A 23,749-nucleotide genomic window follows, 5' to 3' on the forward strand; every position below is an offset into this window, starting at 1 on the left:
GTGAGGTTTTTACCGCTCTCTTTGCAGACGGGCGGCATTATACATGTGATGCCCTACTCTAAAGAGGGCAATTTCCCCAGAGACGACGCGCACGATGACCGGTGAGATCAACCTTCCCACGCTGCCGCCTGCCGCCCCGGCGCCCAGCCCTGCCCCGCTGCCGCCGACCGGTGAGCTGCTCAAGCTGCTGGAGCCGCAGACCGGCCTGATCGACCCTGGGAAAACCGTCAATGCCGAGGTGATCGCGCTTAAACAAGGCGGCGATGCGTTTCAGTTGTTGCTCAAGTTGACCCTCGAAGGCGGCCGCCAGACCTTGGTGCAAGCCAGCAGCGCCCAGCCGTTGCCGCTGGGCAGCAACGTGGCGGTGAGCCAGACGCCCACCGGCAACCTGACCATTTCCTTGCAGCAAGCCTTGAGCGCCAACGTGGCTGCCCTCACCCGCATCGATACCACGCAAATGCCGGTGGGCACGCTGTTGCAAGCCAAGGTGCTGACCACGCAGATGCTGCCGCAAGGCACCACGCAACCGGCAATTTATCGCTCGCTGGTGACCGTGCTCAACAACGCCCTTGCCGGCACCACGCTGACGCTGGAAAGCCCGCAGCCGCTGCGGGTCGGCAGCTTGCTCAGCGCGGTGGTGCAGAACGCGCAGACCTTGAATTTCGTGCCGTTGAGCGGTCTCAAGGATCAGTTGGCGGTCGCGCAACAGCTCTCCACCCAGCAAAGTCGCCAAGGCTCGTTGGACGTTGTCTTCACCGCCGCGCAAAACCTGCCGACGGACGACAGCACTTCCACCGACCTGCGTGCCGCAGCCGCGCGTTTGCTGGCGGCGCTGCCCGACCTGGCCCAAGTCAGCAACCCCAAGGTGTTGGCGCAACTGGTTCAGAACAGCGGCGCGTTCCTTGAAGCCAAGCTACTCGCCGGGCAAAACCCGCAAATACCGCCGCTGGACATGAAAGGCGCGCTGCTGCGTCTGGTCGCCGACTTGCTGCCGGCCCTGCCCAACACCACCAATCTCAATGCGATTCTCGCCGCCAACACCCTGGCCCAGGTGCTGCCAAATTTTGTGCGCAGCCCGTTGAACACACTGGGCCAGGTCAGCGCCCGCCAGACACCCGCCGGCTTCCCGTTGCCCGAGCGGCTGATGGCGAAACTGGAAGGCGAAGGCGACCTGGAAAACCTGCTGCGCCTGGCCGCAGGGGCGATTTCGCGCCTGCAGAGCCACCAGCTGTCGAGCCTGGAGCAAACCGGCACCACCGCCGACGGCCGCCTGCAAACCACCTGGCAGCTGGAAATCCCCATGCGCACCTTGCAGGACATTGTGCCGTTGCAGGTCAAGTTCCAGCGCGAGGAGCCGGCGCCGGACAAGGACCAGCCGGAGCGTAAAGACAAGAAAGACCCGAAACAGATGCTCTGGCGCGTCGAGCTGGCGTTCGACATGGAGCCGCTGGGGCCGCTGCAGGTTCAGGCGCAACTGACACAGGGCAAACTGTCCAGCCAGCTGTGGGCGACACGGCCCTATACCGCGAGCTTGATCGAAAGCCATTTGGGCAGCTTGCGCGAGCGCCTGGTGACCTCGGGCCTCAACGTCGGCGACCTCGATTGCCACCTCGGCACGCCGCCTCGCGGGCCACGAACCGGACTGGAACAACGCTGGGTGGATGAAACCGCATGAAAAACCCGTCTCCACCACGCCAGGCGATTGCCCTCAAGTATGACGGCCAGCAAGCCCCGACCTTGACGGCCAAGGGCGACGACGCCCTGGCTGAAGCCATTTTGAAGTTGGCGCGGGAAAATGAAGTGCCGATCTATGAGAACGCCGAGCTGGTGAAGCTGCTGGCACGCATGGAACTGGGCGACAGCATCCCCGAAGAGTTGTACCGCACGGTGGCAGAGATTATCGCGTTTGCGTGGACGCTGAAGGGCAAGTTCCCGGTGGGCTACGACCCGAATGCCGAGCCGGTGGAGCGGGATGTGACTGAGCGTGGGGATGATTACTAAAAGTTTTCAGGTACACACAAACCAAATGTGGGAGCGGGCTTGCTCGCGAATGCGGTGTGTCAGCTCATACACGTGTGACTGATACACCGCATTCGCGAGCAAGCCCGCTCCCACAATTAGATCTCTATTGTCAGTTCAGGACTTCACTCAGGGGAATGAAATTGACCCGATCCCCAATAGCCAGCGTCGTCCCTTCCAGCACCTCCACAAACCCTTCCGCCCACGCCGCGCTGCGCAGCACGCCGGAGCTTTGGTTGCGGTAGATGATCGCCTTGCCCTGCTCGATACGCCCGCGCAGGTACTCGCGACGGTTGCCCGGCTTGGGCCACGTGAACCCCACCGGCACTTCGAAACGCAGCGGCTCAACCTCTTGCACACCTTGGCGGCGCAGCAGGTAAGGCCGCGCCAACAATGCAAAGGTCACCAGGGTCGAGGCCGGGTTGCCGGGCAGGCCGATCACCGGCACGCCACGGAAGTGGCCGAAGGTCAGCGGTTTGCCCGGCTTGATCGCCAACTTCCACAAAGCCAGCTCGCCCTCTTCACGCAGGGCGATGCCGAGGAAGTCCGCCTCGCCCACCGACACACCGCCGGTCGACAGAATCAGGTCGACATTGCCCAGGTCTGCCAGGCGTTTGCGGGTTTTTTCCAGGTCATCCGGCAGGATCCCGGCATCAACCACTTCACAGCCCATGCGCGCCAGCCAGCTGCACAGCACGCGGCGGTTGCTGTTGTAGATCTGTCCCGGGCCCAGCGGCAAACCCGGCTCGATCAACTCGTCGCCGGTGGACAGCACGGCCACACGCACGCGGCGAACCACGCTCAGGCGGTCGTGGCCGAGGGACGCGGCCAGGCCCAGTTCGATTGGGCCCAGGCGCGTGCCGGCGTTCAACACCCGCTCGCCAACGGTGGTTTCCTGGCCTTGTGGGCGGATGTTCTGGTGCGCCTGCAACGGCTCGGTAAAGCTCACGCGTTCGTCGGCGTGGACCACGGCGTTTTCCTGCATCTCTACGCAATCGGCGCCTTCGGGCACCGGTGCGCCGGTGAAGATGCGTGCACAGGTGCCAGCCGCCAACGGCTGCGGCGCCTGGCCGGCGAAGATCCGTTGGCTGACCGGCAAGGGCTCGCCTGTCCAGTCCGCAAGGCGCAGGGCGTAGCCGTCCATGGCGCTGTTCGGCCACGGCGGCAGGTCAAGGGTGGAGATCAGGTCTTGCGCCAATACGCGGCCATCGCAGTCAGCCAGCGGCAGCACGTGGGGCTCACGGATCGGCGCGGCTTCGGCCATGTCCAGCAGTTGGCGCAGCGCGTCTTCCACCGGCATCAGCGCGCCGGTTTTGCCGGGCTTATCCACGGGTTTCGCAGGGTTCAGCCTGCTTCAAGTGGGGCACGAAGTTGCACGGGCGGTGGCGGTTATCCAGTTGCTCGGCGAGGATGCCGTCCCAGCCGGTGCGCACCGCGTTGGTCGAGCCCGGCAGGCAGCACACCAGCGTGCCATTGGCCAGGCCGGCGAGCGCGCGCGATTGCACGGTGGAGGTGCCGATGTCGGCCACGGAGATCTGGCGGAACAGTTCGCCAAAACCATCGACGTGCTTGTCGAGCAGGCAGCTCACCGCTTCGGGCGTGCTGTCGCGGCCGGTGAAGCCGGTGCCGCCAGTGATCAGCACCACTTGCACCACGTCTTCGGCGATCCAATGCGCGACTTTCGCGCGAATTTTGTAGAGGTCGTCCTTGAGCAGCACGCGCTCGGCCAGGTTATGGCCGGCGGCGCTCAGGCGGTCGACGAAGACCTGGCCCGAGGTGTCGGTGTCCAGGGTGCGGGTGTCGCTGACGGTCAGTACAGCAATATTCAGGGGTACGAAGGGCGCATCAGCCTTGGCTTTCATGGCTCGGTCCGGTTGTCGAAGGAACAGCCCGATGTTATATCACAGGGCCCTATTTGCCTGCCGCAGCGGAACCGCCATGTCTCTCGATTCTTCGCCCCTGCCCTGTTCGATTCTGTTGCTGGCCGGTGGCCGTGGCCAACGCATGGGCGGCCAGGACAAAGGCCTGCTGCCCTGGCGCGGCCAGCCATTGATTGCGCATCTGCAGGGCCTGGCCCGGCCGCTGACGGATGACCTGATCATCTCCTGCAACCGCAACCACCACCTCTATGCGCCGTATGCAGACCAGTTGGTGAGTGACGACAGCCCGGACTTCCCCGGCCCGCTGGCCGGCATCCGCGCCGGGTTGGCCGCCGCACGTCATGCGCATCTGCTGATACTGCCGTGTGACGTGCCCAACATTGATGTGAGACTGCTGACCGACCTGCGTGAGACTGCGCGGCGCAACCCATCGCTGCCGGTGATGGTGCGCCATGGCGAGTTCTGGGAACCATTGATCTGCATCATCCCCACCCACCTGCAAACCGAGGTAGAACGGGCCTGGGACGCCGGTGAACGCAGCCCGCGCAAGATTCTCCTGCAACTGGGTGGCGTGGGCCTGGAATGCGCCGCGAATGACCCACGCCTGGCCAACCTGAATACACCTGAGCTGTTGCACCCAGGCTCCGGCGTGTCAGAATGAACCTCGCACAAGGAACTTTGTCGACGCCGCGCGCGTCACACGGTCAGCAATTTAAAAGAATTCTCTCGGAGACAAACTCATGACTCAACGGACCATCGCCGCTCTCATGCTTGCACTGGGCCTCGCTACTCTCGCCGGTTGCGCCTCGCCTACAGTGATCACCCTGAATGACGGTCGCGAAATCCAGGCCGTCGACACCCCTAAATACGACAAGGCTTCGGGCTTCTATGAGTTCGAACAACTTGACGGTAAGCAGACCCGCATCAACAAAGACCAGGTTCGCACCGTTAAAGACCTGTAAGTCTTAAGCGTTTGCCCCAAGGCCCGCCTCGCGCGGGCCTTGTCGTTTCCGGGGGTTACCAGTCGAGGGTGATTTGGCTGCGAAAGTCGCGTTGCTCGCCGGTGACCGGGTCGATAAACCGCACGCCTTGGGCCAGTAGTTTAAGTGGCTTGGCGTAGTCGTCTTCGGCGTCTTTGAGCACCTCGGGGTAGAACGGGTCATTGCAGATACTCGCCCCCAGCGCTGTCATGTGCACACGCAGCTGATGCTTCTTGCCGGTCACGGGGAACAGGCCGTAGCGCCACAACTCGCCATTTTTTTCGCGCACCTCCACGGCAGTTTCAGTGTTGCTGGCACCCGGCCCTTCCTGCATGCGGAAGAACGGCTCGCCGTCCACCAGGCGGCTTTTGTGCACCAGCGGGAACGTCAGGTTTGGCAAGGCGGGGGCGATGGCTTCGTAGAATTTGTCGATGCGCCGCGTGGGAAACAGCTGTTGATACGCCGAACGGCTCTGCGAGTTGGCCGAGAACAACACCAGCCCTGCGGTGTGCCGGTCGATGCGGTGCAGAGGCACCAGCGAGGGGTTATCCAGGCGACGGATCAGGCGGCGCAGCAACGTCTGTTCGACGTACTCACCGGCTGGCGTCACCGGCAGAAAGTGCGGCTTGTCGGCCACTACCAGGTGTTCGTCGGCGTACAGAATGGTTTCCTGCACCGGGATCACTTTTTCATTCGGCACTTCGCGAAAGTAATAAATGCACAGGCCCTCTTTATAGGCCAGGTCCAGGCGGATGGGCGTGCCGTTGATGTCCAGCACGCGGCCGCGGGCGATGCGGTCCAGCCAGTGCTCACGGCTGATCGCCGGAAAGTGCTCGCACAGGCAATCCAGCACCGTGGCCCAAGGGCCGGGTGGCAAATACAACGTGCTGGCTTGATGTTGCGAGGCGGAAAAACCGGTTGTGGACATGGACATGCTCGAAGCCTGGAAAAAACAGGCAGGCATTATCCCGCATGCAACGGGATTGAGCCTAGGGCATCTCTCAAGCCTTGGCCAATTCCGCACGCAGGATCGGCGAGGCACTGGCCGCCTCGGTGAATTCCTTGAGCCAACGCAGCACGTCTACGGCTTCCCAGCGGCCAGGGTCGTAAAGCGCGTACATCAAGCCCTGATAACCCACCACATCCAACTGCTTGTGATAACCGGCGCGCTGGAACAACGCTTCGATCTCGGCAAAGCAGGTATTGAAATGCACTTTGTTAAACGGCGTCTTGCCTTCCGTGACCAGGCCGTCGAGGCGCAGCTCGTTTACCGCGTCGCGCACGACGTCGGCGGACATGCGATTGACGCTGCTTTTCAGTTGTTCAACATTCACCACGGGCGTTCCCTCTATTCAATCGCTGTACAAGCATACAGTATCGTAATATTTGGAAACCCGCCATCGGAGAAGGCTTAAGAAAGGAAGGCAACAATCTGTTCAGTGTCGAATGGCCAGTCCAGTTCCGCCCCGGTGTCCACCCGGCGAAGCACCGGAATCCGCAGGCCGTAGGCTTCTGTCAGGTCGTCGGGGTCGGTGATGTCCACCAGTTCCACCAGCAAACCGTGTTCGACCAACGGCATGATTTCGACCTCGGCGATCTCACAAAGATGGCAACCCAGGGTGCCGAACAACCGACATTCAGGAAGCATGGCGATGGGGCTCGATCAGAAAGTAGACGGTCATTGTATGCCCGCCAGAATGAGCCCGACTACTCACAAAACACCTGACCCAGATCACCATGGCCTATAACTGATTCAGCGATTCTCGCGGCTTTTTGTCCGCTCAACCTGCAAGGAAGCTGCTCGTGTTCGCCAACCTGCTGATCATTCTGGCCTCATCCCTGGTGGTGATTGCGCTGTTTCGCCGGCTGCAACTGCCGCCCGTGCTGGGCTATCTGTGTGTGGGCCTGGCGGTGGGGCCTACTGCCCTCGACTGGGTGAACGACAGCGAAGACCTGCCCGACCTCGCCGAGCTGGGCGTGGTGTTCCTGCTGTTTTCCTTGGGGCTGGAATTTTCCCTGACCAAGATGCTGGCCCTGCGCAGCGTGGTATTTGGCCTGGGCAGTTTTCAGGTGCTCGGTTGCGGGGTGTTGCTGGGCGGCATGCTGATGGGCTTTGGCCTGTCGCCAGGTGTTGCGCTGCTGCTCGGCGCGGGCCTGGCACTGTCGTCTACGGCCATCGTCAGCAAGGAGTTGGGCAGCCTCGGCGAAATTTTCAGCAGCCATGGCCAGAACGCGATTGGCGTGCTGCTGTTCCAGGATGTGGTGGCGGTGTTGCTGCTGACCTTGGTGCCGGTGTTTGCCGGCAGCAGCGAGCAAGCCTGGTATTGGGCGCTGCCGTTGACCTTGGGCAAAACCGTGGTGTTGTTCGTCGGCCTGCTGTTCGCCAGCCGCTGGTTATTGCCACGCCTGTTCCATGAAGTCGCCGCGTCCCATTCGGCGGAGCTGTTTGTGCTGTTAGCCCTGGTGATCGTATTGCTCACCGCCTGGCTCACACATTTGCTGGGGCTCTCCCCTGCCCTCGGCGCGTTCCTGGCCGGCATGCTGCTGGGGGAAAGCCACTACCGTCATCAGATCGAAGCGGATATCCGCCCGTTTCGCGACATTCTGCTGGGGCTGTTTTTCGTCAGCATCGGCATGCTCATCGACCTGCAGCTGTTCGTCAGCCATAGCCTGCTGATTCTCGGGCTGACCCTCGCGCTGATGCTGATCAAGGGCTGCGTCGTGGCAGCGCTGGTCAAGCTGCGCGGCAGCGACAGTGAAACCGCCTGGCGCAGCGGCCTGGCCCTGGCGCAAGGCGGCGAGTTCTGTTTTGCCCTGATGGCGCAAATGCAACAGAGCCGGCTGATTCCGGACGCATTCAACGGCTTGCTGCTGGCCGCCACCTTCTGCTCGATGCTGCTGACCCCATTGCTGCTGCGCGCCGCACCGGCGATTGCCCTGCGCCTGCACCGCAAGCCCAACCAGCAAGTGCAGCTGGAAGAAATCACCGCACTCAATGCCGAGTTACGCGGCCATGCGGTGATTTGCGGCTACGGCCGCGTCGGGCAAACCATCGGGCGGTTTCTACGCCGCGAACAACAGGCGTTTATCGCCCTGGATGACGACCCTGAACGCGTCAAGGAAGCCGCCACCGAAGACCGCAACGTGCATTACGGCGACTGCCGTCGGGGTGCGCTGCTCAGTGCCGTCGGCCTGGAACGCGCGCGGTTGGTGGTGATTGCCGTGGACAACAGCGATGTCGCCCTGACCGTCCTGAAGGAGGCAAGAAGGATCAACCCGCGGGTGCCCATCCTGGTGCGCACCCGGGATGACAGCCAACTGGCCGAATTGAAAGCAGCGGGCGCCAGCGAAGTGGTGCCCGAGCTGTTGGAGTCGAGCCTGATGCTCGCCTCCCACGCCTTGATCCTGCTGGGCCTGCCGGACCAACAGGTGCAGGCGCGGGTCGATGACGTGCGGCGCAGCCGTTATCGCCTGCTGCACGGCGTTTACCCGCCGACTGAAAAACCGATCAATCCTGACTGACCGCGCCAATTTTGTGGATCGACAGGTCCGCGCCGTAATACTCCTGTTCCTGGCTCAGGCGCAGCCCGTGCACGCGCTTGATCACGCCGTACACCAACAGGCCGCCGACCAGCGCCACCACCACGCCCAGCGCCGTGCCGATCAATTGGCTGATCAGGCTGACACCGCCCAGGCCGCCCAGAGCGGTCTGGCCGAAGATGCCACACGCAATGCCGCCCCACACGCCGCACAGGCCATGCAGCGGCCACACGCCCAGCACATCGTCGATCTTCCAGCGATCCTGGGCCGCGATGAAGAACCATACGAACAAGCCTCCGGCCACCGCCCCCGTGACCAGCGCGCCCACCGGGTGCATCAGGTCGGAACCGGCGCAGATTGCCACCAGCCCGGCCAGCGGACCGTTATGCAGGAAACCTGGGTCATTGCGGCCGATTAACAGGGCCGCCACGGTGCCGCCAACCATGGCCATCAGCGAGTTGACGGCGACCAGGCCGCTGACGCCATTGAGGGTTTGCGCGCTCATCACGTTAAAACCGAACCAGCCGACAATTAAAATCCACGAGCCCAGCGCCAGGAACGGAATGCTCGACGGCGCAAACGCCACCAGTCGCCCTTCGCGATATCGCCCGTTGCGCGGCCCCAGCAACAACACAGCCGCCAACGCCAGCCAGCCGCCCATGGCATGCACCACCACGGAACCGGCGAAGTCATGGAAACTGGCGCCGAAGCGCGCAAGCAGCCAGGCTTGCAGGCCGAAGTTGCCGTTCCACACCATGCCTTCGAAAAACGGGTAGATAAACGCCACGATCAGCGCGGTGGCGCACAGCTGCGGAGCGAACTTTGCACGTTCGGCAATGCCGCCGGAAATGATTGCCGGAATCGCCGCCGCAAAGGTCAGCAGGAAGAAGAATTTCACCAGGCCGTAACCATGATCGGCACTGATCACCGCCGCCGGTTGCATGAAGCTCACACCGTAGGAGATCCAATAGCCTATAAAGAAATAGGCCAGGGTGGAGATGGCGAAGTCGCTGAGGATCTTCGACAGGGCATTGACCTGGTTTTTCTGGCGTACGGTGCCGACTTCCAGGAATGCGAAGCCGGCGTGCATGGCCAGGACCATGACCGCGCCGATCAGGATAAACAGGGTGTTGGAGCTGTGGACGAGCGTGTCCACTGCACTTTGCAGGTTGTCCATGGAGGTTGGCAGGCCTGTAATAAAGGCAAAAAGCACCAAAGCGGTTCAAGCCGGGGTTGCGCGCACTAAATTGGCACCACCGGCCCCGCCCCTCTTCAGAGGGCGTGAACCGCTTTAGCGCAGCGATCAACACAACAGGCCGTTGCCGACAGGGTTTTTCCGCGAGTTTCGGTTATTTAGGGTAAGGTTTTTCAGGGCATTCGCCCGAACCGCCCGGATTCAGCGCAGGCCCAGGGCTTGCGCACCAAGGCAAAGCAAAAGCTGTACCAGACAATTGCACTGAACCTTCACCGAAGCCGGTGACTCGAAAACAAACGTAACGAACACAACAGACGTACAGATCAGCCAATCACGGAGATAACCATGGCCAGAAGAACTGCAAAGACTGCTCAAGAAATACTGATGGCGGATTTTCAAACCCTGGTCAGTGACACCGAAAAGTTGCTCGACGACACCGCCGTGCTGGCCGGTGACCAGGCCGATGAGCTGCGCACCAAGATCCATGACAGCCTGCTCAAGGCCCGTGAAACCCTGCAACTGACCGAAGACTCCCTGCGTGAGCGCGGCCAGGCGGCGGTGACTGCGACGGAAGATTACGTGCAGGCCAACCCTTGGCAGTCCGTCGGCATTGCTGCCGGCGTGGGCTTTCTGATCGGCCTGCTGGCTACAAGGCGCTAACTATGGCAATCGGCGAAAACGGCCCGTCCACGGGCGCAGGCTCCACATCACGACGCCTGGGCGCGGCCGTTCTCGGCCTGCTGCACAGCCATGTCGAGTTGTTTGGCATCGAGTTGCAAGAGCAGAAGTCGCGTACGGTCAGCCTGCTGTTGTTTGCCGGCTTGGCGCTGGTGTTTGCCCTGCTGTTGCTGGTGGGGTTGTCGGCGTTGGTGATGATTCTGGTATGGGACACCTACCGTCTTACGGGGATCATCAGCCTCTGCGTGTTCTACACCCTGGCCGCAGCCTTTTGCGGGGTGCGTTTGAAAGCGGCGATATTTGATGAATCCACGCCGTTTCACGCCACCCTCGAAGAGCTGGCCAATGATCGGGAGCGCCTGCTGCCATGAGCCTCACTGAAGTCCCGCAAAACACTACGCGTCGGGAAATGCGCAAGGCGTTGATTCGTCTGCGCATGGAAATGCACCGCCAGGAAATCCGTCACGAGTCCCAGCAACTCATGGCGCCCCTGAACAAAGTGCGCGACATGCGCCATAACTGGCAAGACAGCCTGGGCATCAAACACGCGCCGCTGTGGGGCGTGGCGGCGGTGACGCTGATGGGCTTCTTCACCGGCAAGGGCGCCAAAGGCGGCAGTATCAGCAGCCTTACGCGCCTGGTGCGGCTGGGGGCGGGGTTGATCCCGTTGATCAAGCTGGCCATGCAAGGCGCTTCGCGCAAAGGCTAAGCCCGCGCTGGCTGCATTCTTGCAAACAGAATCGGCCCGGCCCTCGTTACTGAGGGCCGGGCCTTTTTTCGCTGATTGTTTTTAAGGAGGCCTCGTGATCGACGGGCAACCGCTCGCCTGTTTCCAGCCGTTTATCGACACCGCCACCGGGCGCATCGCCGGCGTCGAAGCGCTCGGCCGCCTGCGCCAGGCGGACGGCCGCTTGCAGTCGGTAGGCCCACTGTTTGCCGACCCGCGCACGCCGGGCGTGGCCTTGCGCCGCCTCGACCGACAGATCCGAGACAATGCCCTGAGCCGTCTGCATGAAGCGCCCGAAGACTGGTTCCTCAGCCTGAACATCTCGCCGCGCTGGATCAACCGGCTGCGCCCCGGCCAAGCCTTGCCGAGCTTGAAGCAGGTGCATGCCCATGGCGTCGACCCGCAACGCATCGTGTTCGAGATCACCGAATTGGGCGGCGACATTCAGCGCCTCGCCGATGTAGTCGCGCGTTATCGCGAAGCCGGTGCACGCATTGCCATCGATGACTTCGGCGCCGGTTATTCCCAACTCGATCGGGTATTGGCGCTGCAGCCGGACATCCTCAAGCTGGACATGCGCCTGTTTCAGGAAGCCGCCAAGGGCGGCCCGAGCAGCGAAGTGGTGCGGGCGCTGGCGCAAATGGCCGAAAAGACCGGGTGCTGGATCATCGCCGAAGGCGTGGAAACCGAAGCGCAACTGAGTTTCGCCCTGGAATGCGGCGCACGCTATGTGCAGGGTTATCTGTTTGCCCAGGCGCAGCTCGACTGGTTTGCCACGGATGCGTTCGTGTCGCGCTTTGCCCAGCTGCGCAGCGTCTACGTCCAGCACAAACTGGCGGAGCGCGGGCGCATCATGCAGTTGCGCCTGCAATTGGCCGAGCTGATGAAAATCCTCCAGGCCTGGGCACAAAACCGTGCACCGCTGGACCACTTGCCGCAATTGCCGGACTTCCCCTGGCTGTTGCGCTTTTACCAGTGCGACCGCCATGGCACCCAGTTGACGCCCAACTTCGAGTGGCGCCAGGACGCCTGGCAGGCCGACAGTCGCTACCTGGGCCACAACTGGTCGTGGCGGCCCTACTTCTACCATCTGCTCGCCGAAGGCTGGGAGGAACGGCGCCTGACCCTTTCCTCAACCTACCGCGATGCCACCACCAACCAGTACTGCCTGACCGCCTCACAATTCTTCGATAACGGTCAGCGTTTGCTGTTAATCGATATCGACGCGGCCGGACTGTAGATTTTCGCTTGCCCCGCCAGGGCGGAACCGCGAAGCTGGGCGGTGTCATTCACCGCACGGAGAGTACCCGCCTTGGATTGGCCCACCCTGCTAACCCGCGAACGTCTTGGAAAACCCCTGCATAGCCCGGAAGAATTGGGTCGCAGCCCGTTTCACAAGGACCATGACCGCATTATTTTCTCCGGCGCGTTCCGCCGCCTGGGGCGCAAGACCCAAGTGCACCCGGTGTCCAGCAACGACCATATCCACACCCGCCTGACCCACTCACTGGAAGTCAGTTGCGTCGGTCGCTCCCTCGGCATGCGCGTAGGCGAAACCCTGCGCAGCGCCCTGCCCGACTGGTGCGACCCGAGCGACCTGGGCATGGTGGTGCAATCGGCTTGCCTGGCACACGACATCGGCAACCCGCCGTTCGGGCACTCCGGTGAAGATGCGATTCGCCACTGGTTCCAGCAGGCAGCCGGGCGCGGTTGGCTGGACGACATGAGCAGTGCCGAACGCAATGACTTCCTCAATTTTGAAGGCAACGCGCAAGGCTTTCGCGTGCTCACCCAGCTTGAGTACCACCAGTTCGACGGCGGCACACGACTGACCTATGCCACCTTGGGCACTTACCTGAAATACCCCTGGACCGCCCGCCACGCAGACTCGCTGGGTTATAAAAAGCACAAGTTCGGCTGTTACCAGAGCGAACTGCCGATCCTTGAGCAGATCGCCCACAAGCTCGGGCTGCCACAGCTGGAAGAACAACGCTGGGCCCGTCACCCGCTGGTGTACTTGATGGAGGCAGCCGACGATATCTGCTACGCGTTGATCGACCTCGAAGACGGGCTGGAAATGGAGTTGCTCGAATACACCGAGGTCGAGTCGTTGCTGCTCGACCTGGTGGGCGACGATCTGCCCCAGACGTATCGGCAACTGGGCGCGCAGGACTCGCGTCGACGCAAGCTGGCGATCCTGCGCGGCAAGGCCATTGAGCACCTGACCAATGCCGCTGCACGTGCTTTCGTCGAACAACAGGATGCCTTGCTCGCCGGCACGCTGCCGGGCGACCTGGTGGAGCACATGCACGGCCCCGCCAAGCGTTGCGTGCTGGACGCCAAGGACATGGCGCGCAAGAAAATCTTCCAGGACAAGCGCAAGACCCTGCATGAAATCGGCGCCTACACCACGCTGGAAATCCTCTTGAACGCGTTTTGTGGTGCGGCGCTGGAGCAACATGGCGGGCGCACGCCGTCGTTCAAGAACCGGCGCATCCTCGACCTGCTGGGTAACAACGCACCTAACCCAGCCTGGCCGCTGCACGCCTCGTTCCTGCGCATGATCGACTTTATCGCCGGCATGACCGACAGCTATGCAACCGAAATGGCGCGTGAGATGACAGGGCGCTCCAGCCCGCAGTGAAGAAATGGGTCACGCCGCCTGCCTCCCGCACAGAATTTGCCTACGGCGGGAACAGAGCGGCCTGATCGAATTCGCACATTCATTCGAGAAATAATCACGCACGCTTCCGGCGGACGTGGCGAGCAATTCCTACGCCCCACCCCATCGACTCTTGACTGACCCATGTGCCTCCTATGCCCAGTTCCCCCCTCCGAATCCTATTGGTGGAGGATCATCCCTTTCAGCTGCTGGCCACTCAGTGCCTTCTCAAAAGTTTCGGCTTCGAGCGCCTGACCCTGGCAGAAAATGCCGAACAGGCCATCCGCGTGATGTCTGCGTCCCAGGCACCCTTTGATCTGATGCTATGCGACCAATGCCTGCCGGATTTACCGGGGCTGGAACTGGTGGAAATCGCCAGCCGCCAACGCTTTATAATGGGGGCCATCCTATTGAGCGGGCTCCCCGCCACAGAACTTTCCAACCTGATGAGCCAAGCCCTGGCGCGCGGTTTACCCCTCCTGGGGTATTTATTGAAGCCTTTGAACAGAGACGAACTTGCAACGTTGATTGCGCCAATTCGCCGATTATAAATGTAGGACTTTAAACGCTATCCACCGACGAAACATCGCCTGAACCCTCCGCTAAACCCTTGGCGCCGCCAATAAGCACAATGCCTCAATAATTGCTTACACCTACCGTCACAAAGACTTATCGACCGGTAGGCTATTACCTTTTTTCATGTAGGAATTCTCTTGTTTTATACCTACTCCCCACAAGGTTCATGCGCCCCCCTCATCTTCTGAGCTAATGTGCCCGCTTTATTTGCACTTGCATGGAACGTGATTATGAACACAGTTTTTATCATTGATGACCACCCGGTTATACGGCTGGCGATTCGGATGTTGTTGGAACACGAAGGTTATAAAGTCGTCGGTGAAACGGACAACGGCTGTGATGCGATACAGATGGTTCGTGAATGCCTGCCGGACTTGATTATTCTGGATATCAGCATCCCCAAACTTGATGGCCTCGAAGTGCTGTGCCGATTCAACGCCATGAACACCTCGATGAAAACCCTGATTCTGACCGCCCAATGCCCGACGCTGTTCGCCACCCGCTGCATGCGCTCAGGTGCGGATGGCTATGTGTGCAAGGAAGGCGACCTGAGCGAGCTGCTGAGCGCGATCCGTGCGGTGCTGTCGGGCTACAATTACTTCCCCAGCCAGGCCTTGAACGCTAACAACGCAGACGGCAAGGACTTCGAGGAACTTGAACTGTTCAAGACCGTGAATGATCGAGAACTAATGGTGTTACAACTTTTTGCACAAGGCCGCACCAACAAGGAAATAGCCAAAGGCATGTTTCTCAGCAACAAGACAGTAAGTACTTACAAAAAAAGGCTGATGCAAAAACTTAAAGCCAAATCCTTGGTAGAACTTATCGAGATGGCAAAACGAAACGCGCTAGTGTGAGAAAGCGGATGCCCAGGTGTATAAAGGACTATTTGATTATATTAATCGCCGGCGTGTGCTTCAGCACGACCGCCTCCGCGACCTCTCAACCCGGTCCGGAACACTTCACCTTATTGAGCCGCGCGGCTGCCGTTCAACTGGATGTTCAACTGGACAAGGCTCAGCGCCAGTGGCTGCAGAACAAACGCGAGCTGGTATTAGGCACTGCCGCACCTGACTACCCGCCCTTCGATCTTACCTCCAGTGGCCGCGATTATGAGGGCCTGACCGCCGATTATGCAGGGTTGTTGAGCAAAGCCCTGGCCTTGCCGATCAAGGTACTTCGCTACCCATCGCGGGAGGCATCCATACATGCCCTCGAAACCGGCGAAATTGACCTGCTGGGCTCCGCCAACGGTTTTGAGGCCGCCAACCCGAACCTCACGCTGTCGCAACCCTACGCCGTGGATCAACCCGTGCTGGTGACCCGGGAGGGCGAAACGCGCAGCCTGAGCGACGGCCTGGCCGGGCTTCGCATGAGCCTGGTCTACCATTACCTGCCGCTCGATGAAGTGGAAAAGTTATACCCGCAAGCGCAGATTCGCGCTTACCCCTCGTTTCAAAACGCGTTGAATGCGGTGGCGTTCGAACAGGCGGACGTGTTTCTCGGCGATACCATTTCCACCCATTACATGATCAACAAGGGCTACCTGAAGAATATCCGCATGGCCAACTTCGGCAAGCATGAAGCCTACGGTTTCAGCTTTGCCATGCGCCACGACCAATACACGCTCTTGAGTATCGTCGACACGGTGCTGGCCGCCGTGCCCATCAATGAGCGGGACAGCATCGCCAAGCGCTGGAGCGCCGGCAGCGATATTTTGCTGACCGATAAAAAACTGCAGCTGACCCAACGCGAAGAGCGCTGGCTCAAAGACAACCCGGTGGTGAAGGTCGTGGTCAACGAGACCCTCGCGCCCCTGACGTTCTTTGATGCCGACGGCAACTTTCGCGGCATCACCGCAGATCTGCTGGAGCTGATTCGCCTGCGTACCGGGTTGCGTTTCGAGATCCAGCGCACTCGCGAAGTCAACGCGATGATCGACGAGCTCGCCACCGGCAAGGCCGATATCATCGGCGCTATCGTGCCCAGCGCCGAACGGGAAACCCAGCTGAGTTTCAGTCGCCCCTACCTGGAAAACTCCTATGTCCTGCTGACCCGCAAGGAGCCCAACGCGCCCTCGAACCTGGAACAGATGGCAGGCCTGCGCCTGGCAATCACCGAGGGCAACCCAATGGAAAAAATCCTGCGCCAGGACTTCCCGCTGGTCCAACTCGTGGAAGTCAGCGATACCTTCAAGGCCTCGGAATTGCTTGCCCAGGGAAATGTGGAAGGCGCGGTGAATTCGCTGGTGATCGCCAACTATTTGCTCTCCTCGCTGATGTTCCAGGACAAGCTGCAGATCAGCACCAGTATCGGCACCCTGCCCGCCACGTTCGCCCTGGCGACGCCGCGCCGCGCGGTCGAACTCAGTTCAATCCTGGACAAGGCGCTGCTGAGCATTGCGCCAGACGAAATGGGCGTGATCAACAGTCGCTGGCGAGGCTACAGCGCCGCCTCCGACAGCTACTGGCGCAATTACCACCAACTGATCGCGCAAATCATCATCGGCACCGGGCTGTTGCTGCTGATCTCGCTGACCTGGAACGCCTACATGCGCCGCCAGATCAAACACCGCAAGATGGCCGAGCGCGCCCTCAACGATCAGTTCGAATTCATGCGGGCACTGGTGAATGAAACGCCGCACCCCATTTATGTGCGTGATCGCAAGGGGCTGCTGCAAACCTGCAATGACAGTTACCTGCAGGTGTTCGACGTCAAGCGCGAAGAAGTGATTGGCAAAAGTGTGATCCAGATGGACATGGCGCTGGAGTCGGAAGCTGCGCAGTACCACGCCGACTACCAGCGGGTGGTGGTCGAAGGTAACCCGTTGATCCTTGATCGCACGCTGCATATTCAAGGAAAAAAACTGACGATCTACCATTGGATCCTGCCCTATCGCGATTCGGTCGGCGAAGTGCAAGGCATCATCGGCGGCTGGATCGATATCAGTGAGCGGCGCCAACTGTTCGACGAGTTGCGCACCGCCAAGGAACGCGCCGACGAAGCCAACCGTGCCAAAAGCACCTTTCTCGCCACCATGAGCCATGAGATCCGTACGCCGATGAATGCGGTGATCGGCATGCTCGAGCTGACCCTCAAACGCGCCGACCAGGGCCATCTCGATCGCCCGGCTATCGAAGTGGCCTACAACTCGGCCAAGGACCTGCTGGAGCTGATCGGCGACATCCTCGACATCGCGCGCATCGAGTCCGGCCGTCTGAGCCTGGCCCCGGAGCGCGTGAACCTGGGCGAGGTGATCGAGTCGGTGGTGCGCGTCTTCGATGGCCTGGCCCGGCAGAAAACCCTCAGCCTGCTGCTGGAGTCCGATCCCGTTATCGACGATACCGCCGTGCTGATCGACCCCTTGCGCTTCAAACAGGTGCTGTCCAACCTGGTCAGCAATGCCATCAAGTTCACCGAGCGCGGGCAGGTGAAGATCAAGGTAAACGTGCACGCCACCGAACGGCCGCAGGAGATCCAGATGAAACTGGTGGTCGAGGACACCGGCATCGGCATCAGCCGGGACGACCAATTAAGGCTGTTCGAGCCCTTTGCCCAGGCTGACAACTCCGGGCACCTGGCCAGGAGCGGAGCAGGCCTGGGCCTGGTGATCTGTCGCAGCCTGTGCGCGATGATGGGCGGGCAACTGAGCCTGAGCAGCGTGCCGATGGTCGGTACCCAGGTCCATGTCACCCTGAACATGACGCTCCTGCAGCCGATCGAAGTGCTGGACGAACTCAAGTCGCAGGCCCCCGCTGCCGCTCCGGTACTCAACGTACTGGTGGTGGACGACCACCCGGCGAACCGCTTGTTGATGTGCCAGCAACTGGGTTACCTGGGGCACCAGTTCACTGCCGCCCAGCACGGTGCCGCCGGGTTTCAAGCCTGGCGCCAGGAGCGCTTCGACCTGGTGATCGCCGACTGCAATATGCCCGTCATGAATGGCTACGAGTTGAGCCGCTCGATCCGTGAATATGAGCAACGTGAGCAACTGGCGCCTTGCGTGATACTCGGATTCACCGCCAACGCCCAACCCGAGGAGAAACTACGCTGCGCGCAAGCGGGCATGAACGATTGCCTGTTCAAACCCATCAGCCTCACGGCACTGGAGCAGCAACTGGGGCAAATCCGACCACAGCCCGCGGGCCAGCAGTTGGACCTGGACTGCCTGGATGCGTTGACCGGTGGCGACCCGCACCTGAGCCGGCGTTTACTGGAGGAACTGTTGAGCAGCAGCCGTCAGGACCGCCAGGAACTGCTGGCCCTGCTGGCTCGGCAGGCGCCGCCCCAAGCCATTATCGAGCAAGCCCACAAAATCAAGGGCGCGGCGCGCATCGTGCAGGCAAGCGCCCTGGCGACGCAATGCGAAGCGCTCGAACAGGCCTGCGCCCGCAGCGACGATCGTGCCCTGATCGAAACCTACGTGAAGTCCCTGGAAAAGCTCATGCTTGAACTGGAGAGGACGCTGCACGTGCAGCTCCATAAGCTGGCTAGCCAGAACCTTGGCTAGCCCCTTTCTGACAGATCAGCAGTCGGTCAAGCGCAGGAAAATCGCCGCCAACCGCTCGATACCCGCCTGGTCCTCAAGGCTGAAACGGGCCAGCGACGGGCTGTCCAGATCAAGCACGCCGATCAACACGCCGTCCTTGACCAACGGCACCACCAGCTCGCTGTTAGACGCGCTGTCACAGGCGATATGCCCGGGGAACGCGTGAACATCTTCCACCCGCTGGGTTTGCCGCGATGCCGCCGCGGCGCCGCAGACGCCACGACCGAACGGAATACGCACACAGGCGATCTGGCCCTGGAACGGGCCAAGCACCAATTCTTCATTGCGATTGAGGTAGAAGCCCGCCCAGTTCAAGTCATCCAGCTGGTTGAACAGAAACGCCGAAAACTGCGCGCTGTTGGCAATGAAGTCGCGCTCATCGGCCAGCAGCGACTCCAACTGCGCGCAAAGCATGGCATAGCCGTCCAGGCCGGTGCCGGCCTGTTGTAAATCGATCATGGTTGACGCTCCAACAACTTGAGTCCTACCCAGTAACGGGCGAATTGATACGCGCAACGGCCGTTGCGGTTGCCGCGCCCGGTGGCCCAGCGCACGGCGAGAATGTCGAGGGCTTCATCACGCTGCCACTGCAAACCTGCCTTGCTGGCCAGCTCGCCGATCCAGTGCTCAACCACATCCAGGAAGTGTTCCTGGCTGAACGGGTAGAACGACAACCACAGGCCAAAACGGTCGGACAAGGCAATCTTGTCCTCCACCGCCTCACTGGGGTGCAACTCGCCATCCACCCGCTTCCAATTGTCGTTGTCGCTCTGGTTTTCCGGCACCAGGTGACGGCGGTTCGAGGTGGCGTACAGCAGCACGTTTTCCGGCGCCTGTTCCAGCGAGCCGTCCAGCACACTCTTGAGCACGCGGTAGTCGCCCTCGCCGGCCTCGAAGGACAGGTCATCACAGAACAGGATAAAACGCTGCGGCAGCTTGAGCAGTTGCTCGACCACGCGCGGCAGGTCGGCCAAGTGATCGCGCTCGATTTCAATCAGGCGCAAACCGGCCTTGGCGTGCTGCGCCAGCAAGGCGCGCACCATCGACGATTTACCCGTGCCACGCGAGCCCCACAGCAGCGCATGGTTGGCGGGCAGGCCATCAAGAAATTGTTGAGTGTTGCGCGCCAACTGCTCACGTTGCTTGTCTACGCCAATGAGGTCGGACAGGCGCATGTCCAGGCTGACGTCCAGCGGCAGCAAAAAGCCTGAGCGGCCTTCACGCTGCCAACGGGCGGCGAGGCATTGGTTCCAGTCGATGGCTTGGCGCGGTGCAGGTAACAAGGGTTCCAGGCGAGCCAGTACCGCATCGGCCCGCTCAAGAAAGGCATTCAATCGAGAATCCACGATTATTCCTCTGGCAAGTTCTTGCAAAAGATGGCGTATTGGCAACCCTGCGGCAGACCGCACGCGGCTGCGTAAAAAAATGATTCATGCCGGCCAAGCCAGAGCCTGTGGATGTTCAGCTATGCTTGCCGGGCGAAGGGAAACGTGAAGTGGTTCAACACCCGATGGATATCAAGTTCGCCCACCGCTTGTCTTATAAACAAGCTCGATTGACTGTGCTGGTCGGTTTCGTCTTGGGAACCTTGCTCAGTCTGATCCAAATCGGCATTGATTATGCCAGCGAAGACGCATCCATCAACCGTGAAATACGCTCGCTGATCGAAATCAGCCATAACCCCGCTTCACGTATTGCCTACAACATCGACGCCGAACTCGCCCAGGAACTGACCCTGGGCCTGCTGCATTCCCCGGCGATCATTCATGCGCAATTGGTCGATAACAATGGCGTGGTCCTGGCCGATGTTGATCGCCCGCGCAAGGAAAGTACCTACCGGCCTCTCAGCGATTTTCTGTTCGGCGCCAACCGCCAGTTTGAAGACCGGCTGTTCTTGAGCCACATGCCCAACGATTCCCTCGGCGTCTTGCGCCTGGACGTGGACACTTACGCCTTTGGCAGCCGTTTCCTGCACCGCGCCGAGATCACCCTGCTCAACGGCTTTGCCCGCAGCCTGCTGCTGACGGGCATTCTGCTCGGCCTGTTCTACGTGATGCTGACTCAGCCACTGGTGCGCATTATTCGCGCGCTGAGTACCAGCAAGCAGGCCCACCTGGATTGCCCACCGGGGCACGAAAACGACGAAATCGGCGTGCTGGTCAGCGTTGCCAACCAGCAATTTGAAAACATGGAGACCGAAATCCAGCAACGGCGCCACGCCGAGGACCGCCTCACCGAATACCTGAGCCAACTGGAAACTATCGTCTCTGCGCGCACCCTTGAACTCAAGGCCAGCAACCAGCGTTTGAGCCAATCCAATGATGAACTGGAAGCGGCAAAGTTGACCGCGCTGGCCATGGCCCAGGCCCGCGCTGCATTCCTGGCCAATATGAGCCACGAGATCCGTACACCGCTCAATGGGCTGCTGGGAATGATCGCGCTGTCGCTGGACAGCCCGCTGAACGCCGAACAGCGCCAACAGCTGTCCATCGCCCACGATTCGGGCAAGGTGCTGGTGGAGTTGCTCAACGATATCCTCGACCTGTCGAAGTTCGACGCCGGCCAGCTGGAGCTGGAGCGCATCCCGTTTGACCTGGGCTCGCTGGTGGAAGACACCGCCAACTTGCTGTCGCAGAACGCCGCGCCGAGTGTCGAGTTGACCTGCTTGATCGACCCGCTGTTTCCTGCCCAGGTGATGGGTGACCCGACACGGGTACGGCAGATCGTCAGCAACTTGCTCTCCAATGCCTTGAAGTTCACCCGCTTCGGGCGCGTGGACGTATACCTGAGCGCCCTTAATGGCCGGGTAAAAATCGAAGTCTGTGACACCGGTATCGGCATTGCCCAGGAAGCGCAGGTGAAGATATTCCAGCCGTTCACCCAGGCGGGTGCGGGTATCACTCGCCAGTTTGGCGGCACGGGACTGGGGCTGGCATTGACGCATAACCTGTGTGAAGCAATGAGCGGCCGCTTGAGTATCAGCTCTGAAGTCGGGTTTGGCAGCCAGTTCTGTGCCGAGCTGCCGCTGCCCACGCATTTACCTGCTGCCCGTCAGGCGCCCCTGGCAGGCGACGTGATGGTTATCACCAGCAGCAGTAATGGCCTGACGGAGTTGCTGACCACCTTGCTGCCCCACTGGGGCCTGACGCCGCGCCTTTACTCCCAGGACGATGACCTGAGCGGGCAAACTCCCGACTTACTGATCACCGACTGCCCGGAGTGCCTGTTCCGCTTACGCCCGGCGATTACCGCGCCAATCCTGCTGGTGACCGCCTATGGCAACTTCATGCCCAGCGAGGAAGTCGCAGGCCTGGCACCGCTGCAGCAACAGGCACGCCCATTGAGCCGCAACGCGCTGTACCAGATTCTGCAGCGCAACTTGCACAGTGACGCACAACTGATCCTTGACCCGATCCAGATGGACGCCGCGCCCTTCACGCACCGGGCGCGCATCCTGTTGGTGGAGGACAACCCGGTCAATCAACTGGTGGCCAAGGGCATGCTCAGCAAGCTCGGCTGCGAAGTGATCGTGGCCGCCCACGGTGGCGAAGCGCTCAAGTTCCTCGAGGAACAGCGCTTTGACATGGCGTTGATGGACTGCAACATGCCGGTGATGGACGGCTACGAAGCCAGCCGGCAGATTCGTCGCAGCGGGCGCTGGCCGGACTTGCCCATCGTCGCCTTGACCGCCAACGCCCTGGCCGAGGAACGCGAACGTTGCCGGGCCGCCGGCATGGATGACTACCTGGCCAAGCCGTTTCGCCGTGAAGAACTCAAGGCGCTGCTGGACCTGTGGGTGCCACAGACGACAAGTCTTTGATCTGCGCCAGCAACTGGTCCAGGCCGTGGCGCAAGGCGTCGGCCTGATTCAGGTCGATGCCGCTGTCACACAACAGCCGGGTTTTCAGGCCGTGGGTCTGGTCGCGTAAATGCACACCGGCCGGGGTCAGGCTCAAGTGCACCTCCCGCTCATCCCGCGCACTGCGCTGGCGCCGAACCAGGGCGAGCTGCTCAAGACGCTTGAGCAACGGCGTCAACGTGCCGGAATCAAGCATCAACCGCTGCCCCAATGCCTTGACCGTGGGCTGCGGCGCAGCTGCCGCGTGCCACTCCCACAGCACCAGCATGACCACGTATTGCGGGTAGGTCAGGCCCAACTGGTCGAGCATTGGCTTGTAGGCACGCGTCACCGCGCGGGAGGCGGCGTAGAGCTTGAAACACAGCTGGTCGTCCAGGGCCAGGGACACGGTGGTTGCGTCGATCATTTGAGCAGGGCTTCGATCTCTTGGGTCAAGTTCTGGGGCTTGGTAGTTGGGCCAAAACGCTTGACCACCTTGCCGTCACGACCAATCAGGAACTTGGTGAAATTCCACTTGATGCCCTTGGAACCCAGCAACCCAGGCGCTTGCTTTTTAAGCTGCACGAACAGCGGGTGAGCCTCGCTGCCGTTGACGTCGATCTTCTTGAACAGCGGGAAGCTGACGCCGAAATTCAATTCGCAGAATTCGGAAATCGCCGTTTCGTTGCCCGGCTCCTGTTTACCGAATTGGTTGCAGGGGAACCCCAGCACCACCAATCCTTGGTCTTTGTACTGCTGCCAGAGCTGTTCGAGGCCTTTGTACTGCGGGGTGAAGCCACATTTGCTGGCGGTGTTGACCACCAAAATGGCCTTGCCGGCAAAATCGGCCAAGGTCTTTTGCTCACCTTTGATGGTGGTGCACGGGATGCTCAGCAGGTTGTTGCTCATGGCAGTGCCTCGATTAAGATGAAAGACGCTGAAAGATAGTAGACGATTCAATTGCGTGCAATTTAATTGACCGCATTGATGATGCGTACTCGATGCAACGGTGGGGCGGGTTTGCCCGCGGTGCAGGCAAGCCAGTCACTGCTTTGAAGCTGACGCGGAGCGTCAAGGGCTGCATTCCCACGCAGAGCGTGGGAAC

General features: G+C 60.9%; 24 protein-coding genes. 14 read left to right on the top strand and 10 right to left on the bottom strand.

The annotated features are described in order from the left end of the window. Positions 1-94: 94 nt before the first annotated feature. Positions 95-1,675 carry a flagellar hook-length control protein FliK gene (locus tag HX783_RS03425; protein ID WP_177015981.1) on the top strand — a complete coding sequence of 527 codons (1,581 nt, stop codon included), beginning with the start codon at positions 95-97 and terminating at the stop codon, positions 1,673-1,675. Further along, entirely contained in the window at positions 1,672-2,001 is a 330-nt protein-coding gene (locus HX783_RS03430; RefSeq protein WP_177015982.1) for an EscU/YscU/HrcU family type III secretion system export apparatus switch protein, read from the top strand. The genes HX783_RS03425 and HX783_RS03430 overlap by 4 nt, the downstream gene beginning before the upstream one ends. A 130-nt stretch (positions 2,002-2,131) precedes the next feature. Here the strand turns inward: HX783_RS03430 and glp are convergent, their stop codons facing one another. Together glp and moaB are read right to left on the bottom strand one after the other, a co-directional pair. Further along, the gene (gene glp / locus HX783_RS03435; protein ID WP_159961389.1) at positions 2,132-3,319 is read right to left on the bottom strand and encodes a gephyrin-like molybdotransferase Glp; all 1,188 of its coding nucleotides are present in this window, start codon (positions 3,317-3,319) and stop codon (positions 2,132-2,134) included. A 22-nt stretch (positions 3,320-3,341) separates the two neighbouring features. Continuing rightward, entirely contained in the window at positions 3,342-3,881 is a 540-nt protein-coding gene (gene moaB, locus HX783_RS03440) for a molybdenum cofactor biosynthesis protein B (RefSeq protein WP_159955047.1), read from the bottom strand. A 76-nt stretch (positions 3,882-3,957) separates the two neighbouring features. Here moaB and mobA point away from each other — a divergent pair, with 76 nt between their 5' ends. Both mobA and HX783_RS03450 read left to right on the top strand, forming a co-directional pair. Then, the gene (gene mobA, locus HX783_RS03445) at positions 3,958-4,560 is read left to right on the top strand and encodes a molybdenum cofactor guanylyltransferase MobA (protein ID WP_177015983.1); all 603 of its coding nucleotides are present in this window, start codon (positions 3,958-3,960) and stop codon (positions 4,558-4,560) included. A 79-nt stretch (positions 4,561-4,639) separates the two neighbouring features. Then, a complete protein-coding gene (locus tag HX783_RS03450; protein ID WP_017136187.1) occupies positions 4,640-4,861 on the top strand; it encodes a YgdI/YgdR family lipoprotein in 222 nt (73 codons plus the stop codon). A gap of 55 nt (positions 4,862-4,916) precedes the next feature. Here HX783_RS03450 and HX783_RS03455 read toward each other — a convergent pair whose 3' ends face one another. The 3 genes from HX783_RS03455 to HX783_RS03465 form a co-directional block, all read right to left on the bottom strand. Then, positions 4,917-5,807, bottom strand: a complete 891-nt coding sequence (locus tag HX783_RS03455) for a pseudouridine synthase (RefSeq protein ID WP_177016637.1) — start codon at positions 5,805-5,807, stop codon at positions 4,917-4,919. Positions 5,808-5,880: 73 nt separating this feature from the next. Then, the gene (locus HX783_RS03460; RefSeq protein WP_177015984.1) at positions 5,881-6,216 is read right to left on the bottom strand and encodes a transcriptional regulator; all 336 of its coding nucleotides are present in this window, start codon (positions 6,214-6,216) and stop codon (positions 5,881-5,883) included. A gap of 74 nt (positions 6,217-6,290) precedes the next feature. Continuing rightward, the gene (locus tag HX783_RS03465; RefSeq protein WP_177015985.1) at positions 6,291-6,527 is read right to left on the bottom strand and encodes a glutaredoxin family protein; all 237 of its coding nucleotides are present in this window, start codon (positions 6,525-6,527) and stop codon (positions 6,291-6,293) included. A 155-nt stretch (positions 6,528-6,682) separates the two neighbouring features. Here HX783_RS03465 and HX783_RS03470 point away from each other — a divergent pair, with 155 nt between their 5' ends. Then, complete coding sequence (locus HX783_RS03470; protein WP_177015986.1) at positions 6,683-8,401, top strand: monovalent cation:proton antiporter-2 (CPA2) family protein; 1,719 nt, start codon at positions 6,683-6,685, stop codon at positions 8,399-8,401. Here HX783_RS03470 and HX783_RS03475 read toward each other — a convergent pair. Then, complete coding sequence (locus HX783_RS03475; RefSeq protein ID WP_159955042.1) at positions 8,388-9,596, bottom strand: ammonium transporter; 1,209 nt, start codon at positions 9,594-9,596, stop codon at positions 8,388-8,390. The genes HX783_RS03470 and HX783_RS03475 overlap by 14 nt on opposite strands. Before the next feature lie 363 nt (positions 9,597-9,959). Between HX783_RS03475 and HX783_RS03480 the strand changes: the two genes are divergently transcribed. The 8 genes from HX783_RS03480 (at position 9,960) to HX783_RS03515 (ending at position 18,767) form a co-directional block, all read left to right on the top strand. Beyond that, positions 9,960-10,274, top strand: a complete 315-nt coding sequence (locus tag HX783_RS03480; RefSeq protein WP_058411763.1) for a YqjD family protein — start codon at positions 9,960-9,962, stop codon at positions 10,272-10,274. Positions 10,275-10,276: 2 nt separating this feature from the next. Continuing rightward, positions 10,277-10,663, top strand: coding sequence for a phage holin family protein (locus HX783_RS03485; RefSeq protein WP_159955041.1), 387 nt, complete (start codon positions 10,277-10,279; stop codon positions 10,661-10,663). Continuing rightward, the gene (locus HX783_RS03490; protein WP_159955040.1) at positions 10,660-11,001 is read left to right on the top strand and encodes a hypothetical protein; all 342 of its coding nucleotides are present in this window, start codon (positions 10,660-10,662) and stop codon (positions 10,999-11,001) included. The genes HX783_RS03485 and HX783_RS03490 overlap by 4 nt, the downstream gene beginning before the upstream one ends. A 94-nt stretch (positions 11,002-11,095) precedes the next feature. After that, a complete protein-coding gene (locus HX783_RS03495) occupies positions 11,096-12,259 on the top strand; it encodes an EAL domain-containing protein (protein ID WP_177015987.1) in 1,164 nt (387 codons plus the stop codon). 72 nt (positions 12,260-12,331) lie between these two features. After that, positions 12,332-13,663 carry a deoxyguanosinetriphosphate triphosphohydrolase gene (locus tag HX783_RS03500; RefSeq protein ID WP_159955038.1) on the top strand — a complete coding sequence of 444 codons (1,332 nt, stop codon included), beginning with the start codon at positions 12,332-12,334 and terminating at the stop codon, positions 13,661-13,663. A 173-nt stretch (positions 13,664-13,836) separates the two neighbouring features. Next, a complete protein-coding gene (locus HX783_RS03505; protein ID WP_159955037.1) occupies positions 13,837-14,232 on the top strand; it encodes a response regulator in 396 nt (131 codons plus the stop codon). Between the two features lie 255 nt (positions 14,233-14,487). Beyond that, entirely contained in the window at positions 14,488-15,114 is a 627-nt protein-coding gene (locus HX783_RS03510) for a response regulator transcription factor (RefSeq protein ID WP_159955036.1), read from the top strand. A gap of 8 nt (positions 15,115-15,122) precedes the next feature. Beyond that, the gene (locus tag HX783_RS03515; protein WP_177015988.1) at positions 15,123-18,767 is read left to right on the top strand and encodes a transporter substrate-binding domain-containing protein; all 3,645 of its coding nucleotides are present in this window, start codon (positions 15,123-15,125) and stop codon (positions 18,765-18,767) included. Between the two features lie 15 nt (positions 18,768-18,782). Here the strand turns inward: HX783_RS03515 and HX783_RS03520 are convergent, their stop codons facing one another. Together HX783_RS03520 and HX783_RS03525 are read right to left on the bottom strand one after the other, a co-directional pair. Beyond that, entirely contained in the window at positions 18,783-19,265 is a 483-nt protein-coding gene (locus HX783_RS03520; protein WP_159955034.1) for a GAF domain-containing protein, read from the bottom strand. Beyond that, the gene (locus HX783_RS03525; RefSeq protein WP_177015989.1) at positions 19,262-20,152 is read right to left on the bottom strand and encodes an ATP-binding protein; all 891 of its coding nucleotides are present in this window, start codon (positions 20,150-20,152) and stop codon (positions 19,262-19,264) included. The genes HX783_RS03520 and HX783_RS03525 overlap by 4 nt, the downstream gene beginning before the upstream one ends. 164 nt (positions 20,153-20,316) lie before the next feature. Here HX783_RS03525 and HX783_RS03530 point away from each other — a divergent pair, with 164 nt between their 5' ends. Next, positions 20,317-22,626, top strand: coding sequence for a response regulator (locus HX783_RS03530; RefSeq protein WP_177016638.1), 2,310 nt, complete (start codon positions 20,317-20,319; stop codon positions 22,624-22,626). On the opposite strand, the gene HX783_RS03535 is transcribed toward HX783_RS03530, so the two are convergent. Next, on the bottom strand, positions 22,580-23,071 hold the full coding sequence (locus tag HX783_RS03535; protein ID WP_159955032.1) for a MarR family winged helix-turn-helix transcriptional regulator: 492 nt from the start codon (positions 23,069-23,071) through the stop codon (positions 22,580-22,582). The genes HX783_RS03530 and HX783_RS03535 overlap by 47 nt on opposite strands. Further along, entirely contained in the window at positions 23,068-23,553 is a 486-nt protein-coding gene (locus HX783_RS03540; RefSeq protein ID WP_159955031.1) for a glutathione peroxidase, read from the bottom strand. Before HX783_RS03540 ends, HX783_RS03535 begins: the two co-directional genes overlap by 4 nt. Positions 23,554-23,749: the final 196 nt, after the last annotated feature.

The organism is Pseudomonas sp. D2002, from assembly GCF_013385735.1.
In the GTDB taxonomy this organism is placed as follows: domain Bacteria; phylum Pseudomonadota; class Gammaproteobacteria; order Pseudomonadales; family Pseudomonadaceae; genus Aquipseudomonas.